Annotated in this window: 4 protein-coding genes and 1 pseudogene; 4 read left to right on the top strand and 1 reads right to left on the bottom strand. The window is 60.4% G+C overall.

Annotation, left to right across the window (positions count from 1 at the left end; genetic code table 11):
* The 4 genes and pseudogenes from VGH68_RS26450 to VGH68_RS26435 form a co-directional block, all read left to right on the top strand.
* A pseudogene (locus VGH68_RS26450) lies at positions 1 to 809 on the top strand (hypothetical protein); the annotation flags it as partial.
* Between the two features lie 69 nt (positions 810 to 878).
* On the top strand, positions 879 to 1,889 hold the full coding sequence (locus VGH68_RS26445) for a glycosyltransferase family A protein (RefSeq protein ID WP_331606672.1): 1,011 nt from the start codon (positions 879 to 881) through the stop codon (positions 1,887 to 1,889).
* Positions 1,890 to 1,912: 23 nt separating this feature from the next.
* Positions 1,913 to 3,229, top strand: a complete 1,317-nt coding sequence (locus tag VGH68_RS26440) for an oligosaccharide flippase family protein (protein WP_331606671.1) — start codon at positions 1,913 to 1,915, stop codon at positions 3,227 to 3,229.
* Between the two features lie 60 nt (positions 3,230 to 3,289).
* Complete coding sequence (locus tag VGH68_RS26435) at positions 3,290 to 4,480, top strand: glycosyltransferase family 4 protein (protein ID WP_331606670.1); 1,191 nt, start codon at positions 3,290 to 3,292, stop codon at positions 4,478 to 4,480.
* Here the strand turns inward: VGH68_RS26435 and VGH68_RS26430 are convergent.
* A partial coding sequence (locus VGH68_RS26430) for an O-antigen ligase family protein (RefSeq protein WP_331606669.1) occupies positions 4,423 to 5,166 on the bottom strand: 744 nt, incomplete at its 5' end. The two genes, VGH68_RS26435 and VGH68_RS26430, sit on opposite strands and share 58 nt — an antisense overlap.

The following is a 5,166-nucleotide window of genomic DNA, read 5'->3' as shown; positions in this document are numbered from 1 at the left end:
ACGCGTATGTGGTCTATGGGGGATGGCCGGACCAGGGTGGCCTCGACAACTTCCGCCAATGGCTCGAGTACCGCAGCCCACAATCGAACCAGCGCATGCTCGATTGGGTCGATTACATAGACACGCACTATCTGCCGGTTTCCGACTTCGAGTCGCTGTACCAGCAGTACGTGAAAAACGGTCCCGCGCGCGGCATCTGGCAAACCGAGATCGGCAACGAATACATGAAGGATCCGCACTACCTGCCTCGCTACTTCTTTGATCTTGCGGTGTGGGCGCTGGGCAGGAACTGGGACGATCCGAACAAATATGTATCGATGATCTATCACTGGGACGGCTATGAGCCTTTCCGTCTCACGCATCGTGGCCCGCCCGCGCGAACTTACAACGTGTCGGGTCGAAGCTTGATCGTGCTTCGTCAGACAGCGGGCGCCCAGCTTTCGGGCTTCCCGAAACAGGTGCAGTGTGGCCCGGGCGTTGCTGCGAAAGCACTGCTTTCCGGTAACGACCTCGTGATGCAGGTGAGAGCGCCCGCGGGCTGGCAAACCATTTCCATTGGCGGGCTCACGTCGATGCGTTCAGGCGCGGTGCGCGCCGATTTCATCGATGCGCTGAGTGGCGACGCGAGCGCCGCCGACGATACCGCGGTGAGTTGGGATAACGACCTGATGAAAGTGCGTTTCCGGGTGCCGGACGAGGTGAACGGTGACAGTCATGACGAACCGAAGGGCGAAAATGGCGGTGGCAACAATGCGCCCAATCACCTGGCCTACCTGGTTGTGCGCGGCGCCGCGCAACGAACGGGGTAGCCATAGGTCGAAAGCTTTGCGAACACCGGGCGCCGGTGGATTGAACCTGACAGATAGCGTTGAGGCATCATGAAACAGATCACCATTGCAATTTGCAACTACAACTACGAGCACTATCTGGCCGCCGCAATCGACTCGGCACTCGCACAGGACTACCCGGCGGTCAAGGTAATGGTGATCGACGATGGTTCGACCGATGGTTCTCGCGCGCTGATGGAAACGTACGGAAAGCGCATTCTGTCGGTCTGCAAGGAAAATGGCGGTCAGGTGTCCGCGTACAACCATGCGATCGGGTTTATCGACACCGAGTTCGTGATCTTTCTCGATTCGGACGACGTGTTGTATCCGGGCGCGGCATCCGAGGTAATGAAGGTGTTCCAATCCGGCGCGTGGGCAAAGGTGCAATTCCGGCTGGATGTGATGGACGGCGACGGCGCCTTGACTGGCACGTTCGTGCCGAACAGCGAGCCGCCGCCCGACTGCGGCAGGCTGTTGCGCGGAGGGTGGCTTTATCCGTCGCCGCCCGCGTCGGGCAACGCTTACCGTGTCAGCTCGCTGCGGAAAATCTTTCCAGTCCCCGAAGAAGGCGTGAATCGCTATGGCGCGGACTTTTACGCGATTTACGGGGTTGCGCTGACCGGGCCGATTGCAAACGTACCGAAGTCGTTAGGCGGCTATCGCGTGCATAACGCGGGCAGCGAAACGGTGTCGTTCGCCAACTCGGAACAACTGACCAAAGCGCCGCGTGCGTTCAATATGCGTTGGGCCATTCTGAGGAACATTGCGAGAGACCGGCTGGACATAGAACTTCCACCGGCATTTCTCGACTTTTCGCATGAGAAAGCGACGTTCTGTTCCAGTGTCTATCGGGCCAAGCTGTTTTCGCGCTGGCGCTGGATGTTACGCGACTCGGGCAACTATCTGCACACGATCGTCGCGAATCCATTCTGGAGTCTGAAGAAAAAGCTTGGCACGCTCGTGCTTTCGAGTCTGTGTCTCGTGCCTTATTCGCCGCTGTCCGATTTCGCCGTGCGTTATATCGCCAACCCGCTAGCGCGTCGTCGCGCGGCCGGGCGCTGAAGGTGGGAGCCACGGAGGGCGGCATGAGTCGACGAGCGAGCGCCAACGTCATCGCATTTGTGTACGGCGGATACCTGATGAGGTACGTGTACCTCATCATCGTCGTGCCGTTTTACGGCCGTGTGCTTGGCGTGGCCGAGTATGGGCGGGTGCTGGCGTCGATGTCGCTGATGAACGTGATCTGGATGCTCGTCAGCTACGGATTCACGTACGTCGGGATGCGGGAGGTGTCGAAAGCGCACACCGCGCAGGAATGCAACCAGATCTATTCACTACAGGTGAGCGCGCGGCTGCTGCTGGCTGTCGCCGGTGGCGTGATCGGCATAGTGGCGACATTCAGCTCGCCCGTCTTGTCCGAGCGGCCGCTGATCGGTTTGCTCGCGACCGTGCTCGGCATCGTTTCGGCGCTCAATCTCGGCTGGCTGTTTCAGGGGCGTCAGCACTTCCGAACGCCGATCATGATCGAGGTGTTCGGCTTCGCGGTAAGCCTCGTGCTGGTCCTGACCTTCGTCAAGGGTCCGGGTGACGCGGTATGGGTATTGGCGAGTCTGCTGATTGCCGGCGTGGCGTCTTCGATCATTTCATATGGCCTGACCACGTGGCAGCTCGGCTTGCCGCGTCTGAGCCTGTCGGGTATCGCGCCGCTCGTGCGCAACTCGACGATGCTGTTTTGCTATTCGTCCGGCTCGGTCGTGCTCACCGCATCGTCGACCTATCTGTTGACGCTGCTGTCCACGCCCGCGCAGGTCGGCTACTTTGGCGCGGCCGAGCGTTTCGCGACGATCGGTTTGAGCCTGATGGGCCCGGCGTCGCAAGTCTTTATTCCGACGATCACCCGGCAACTCGCGCACGGCGACAAAGAGGGCGCGCACGTGACGACGCGTCATGGCGCCACGTTGCTGCTCGGCTACGGAATGCTGGTTTTTTGCGGTGCGCTCACGCTGTCGCCGTTCGTGCTGCCTTTGATTCTCGGTCCCGCATTCGAACCGAGCTCGCACGTGCTGCAAGTATTCGCATGGATGTTTCCGTTCGCGGCGTTCAACGAGTTCGTCGCGTTCTATGTATTCGTGCCGCGCAAGAAGGACCGTTTGCTCGCGATTGCCGGCGTGGCCTCGGGGCTGGTCAACCTGTGCTCGGCACTGGCGCTCGCGCCTCACTTCGGCGCGATGGGCATGGCGTCTGCGCGGGTGATCGGTGAGGGGACATTGGCGGTGATTTTGCTAAGCGTGATGATCCGCCTCGAACTCATTGGTCTGCTGCCGGGAGCGGAGCGGGCACTGGCACGGGTTCGCGTCGCGTGCGGGCTGCGTACCCAGGCGCAGGCTGGCAAGGATGATTGACGCAGTGCAGTGCGAAGCAGGTTCGTCGGGGTGCGGTTGGAATGTCACAGGGAGGTCGAAGTGAAAGTCGCTATTGTTCACGATTGGCTAGTAGTGTCGGCGGGCGCCGAAAAAGTATTGAAGAACATCATCGAATGTTTCCCCGATGCGGACATCTTCTCGATTGTGGATTTTCTCGAAGACCGCGAGTGCGTGAAGGGGAAGTCCGTCAGTACGTCGTTTATCCAGAAGATGCCGTTCGCGCGGCGGCGCTATCGCGCCTATCTGCCATTGATGCCGATTGCGATCGAGCAGGTCGATCTGTCAGGCTACGATCTCGTCATTTCCAGCTCGCACGCGGTCGCCAAAGGCGTGCTGACCGGGCCGAACCAGGTGCATATCAGTTACATTCATTCGCCGATCCGCTATGCGTGGGACCTGCAGCATCAGTACCTGCGGGAATCCCGTCTGGACAAGGGCTTACGCTCCGCGCTCGCACGGGTACTGCTGCACTACATTCGCGGCTGGGATTCGCGCTCGGCTAATGGCGTCGATTATCTGCTCGCCAATTCGCAATTCATTGCGCGGCGTATTCGCAAAGCGTACCAACGCGACGCGACAGTGATCTATCCGCCGGTCGATCTCGCGAATATGACACTCGGTACGCACAAAGAGGATTTCTATGTGACCGCATCGCGCATGGTGCCTTACAAGCGTATCGATCTGATCGTGCAGGCGTTTTCGCAGACGCCGCAGCGCAAGCTGGTCGTGATCGGCGACGGTCCGGAGATGAAAAAAATCCGGGCCGTTGCCGGTGAAAACGTACAAATCCTCGGGCATCAGCCGTCCGAGGTTCTGATCGACCATTTGCGGCGCGCTCGCGCATTCGTGTTCGCGGCGGAAGAAGATTTCGGCATTTCGGTCGTGGAGGCGCAGGCGTGCGGCACGCCGGTGATCGCGTTCGGCAGAGGCGGCGCGCTCGAATCCGTGGTGGGCCTGCCGCTCGAACGTGCGACCGGGGTATTTTTCGGCGAGCAGACGACCGACTCGTTGCTCGAAGCGGTGAACCGCTTCGAAATGAATCGGGGTGTTTTCGACCCTCGTCAGTGCCGCAAGAATGCCGAGCGCTTTTCATCGGAGAATTTCAAGAAAGCGCTGACCAGTTTCGTCGATTCGCGGCTCCCGTACGCGTGCGTCGAACAGTTTCTGCCGTATCAGGCGAGCGAGCCGCTATCGGTCGAAGCGGATCGTCTTGCCGACGTCACGCCCTGAGCCGGGCGCTGCGCGACGACCGCCGTCTTGCGCAGCACCCGCGGATCGAACCCGGGAACCCGTGCCGTCAGCGGCCGCGCCGCGATCAGAAGCGAGATGACCAGGGAAAGAATCAGCACATTCGACGGCGTGACTAGCCGGTGTTCGGTGGCCGACATCACGAGTAGGCAAACCGACGAAATCTCGACGAACCGGTAAGCCGCAAAGTTTCGGCCGCCGTCAGCCAGCGCGGAGAATGCCGCCCCCTGTTTGCTCCAGTCGATCAGCTTCCAGAAGAACGCGAGCATCAGCGTCAGGCCGACCACGCCCAGTTCGGCGAGGATGTTCAGGTACGAGTTGTGGGCGTGAGAGTCGCTGTGTTCGACCACGACGTTCGACGGCACGGCAAACAGATGGAAGTACGACGCAAGGCTGCCGATGTGATCGTCGAACGAACCGAAGCCGAGCCCGACGATCGGGCTCTGTTCGAAATACGTGAGCGCGCGCGGCCACAGCCATTCGTAGCGGATGTTCAGATTGGCGACCTTGGCGTCCTGGTTGTGGATCGAGAACGTATAGCCCATGTAATCGACGGTCGGGTCGGTATGGTAGAGCGCGATCGTGACCGACGCGACCAGCATGACCGCGATCAGCGACCCGAGCACCCAGCGCTTGCGGCCGAAATACAGATACGGCAGCACCGCCAG

Origin of the sequence: Paraburkholderia sp. (genome assembly GCF_036488505.1) — a bacterium.
GTDB lineage: Bacteria > Pseudomonadota > Gammaproteobacteria > Burkholderiales > Burkholderiaceae > Paraburkholderia.
Note: the sequence above shows the minus strand (reverse complement) of the source record. Positions and strands in the feature narration are given on the sequence as shown.

What these genes read in the sequence shown, in the direction of transcription:
- VGH68_RS26440 (WP_331606671.1), top strand. Translation starts at nt 1,913, where the DNA reads ATGAGTCGACGAGCGAGCGCCAACGTCATCGCATTTGTGTACGGCGGA.
- VGH68_RS26445 (WP_331606672.1), top strand. Translation starts at nt 879, where the DNA reads ATGAAACAGATCACCATTGCAATTTGCAACTACAACTACGAGCACTAT.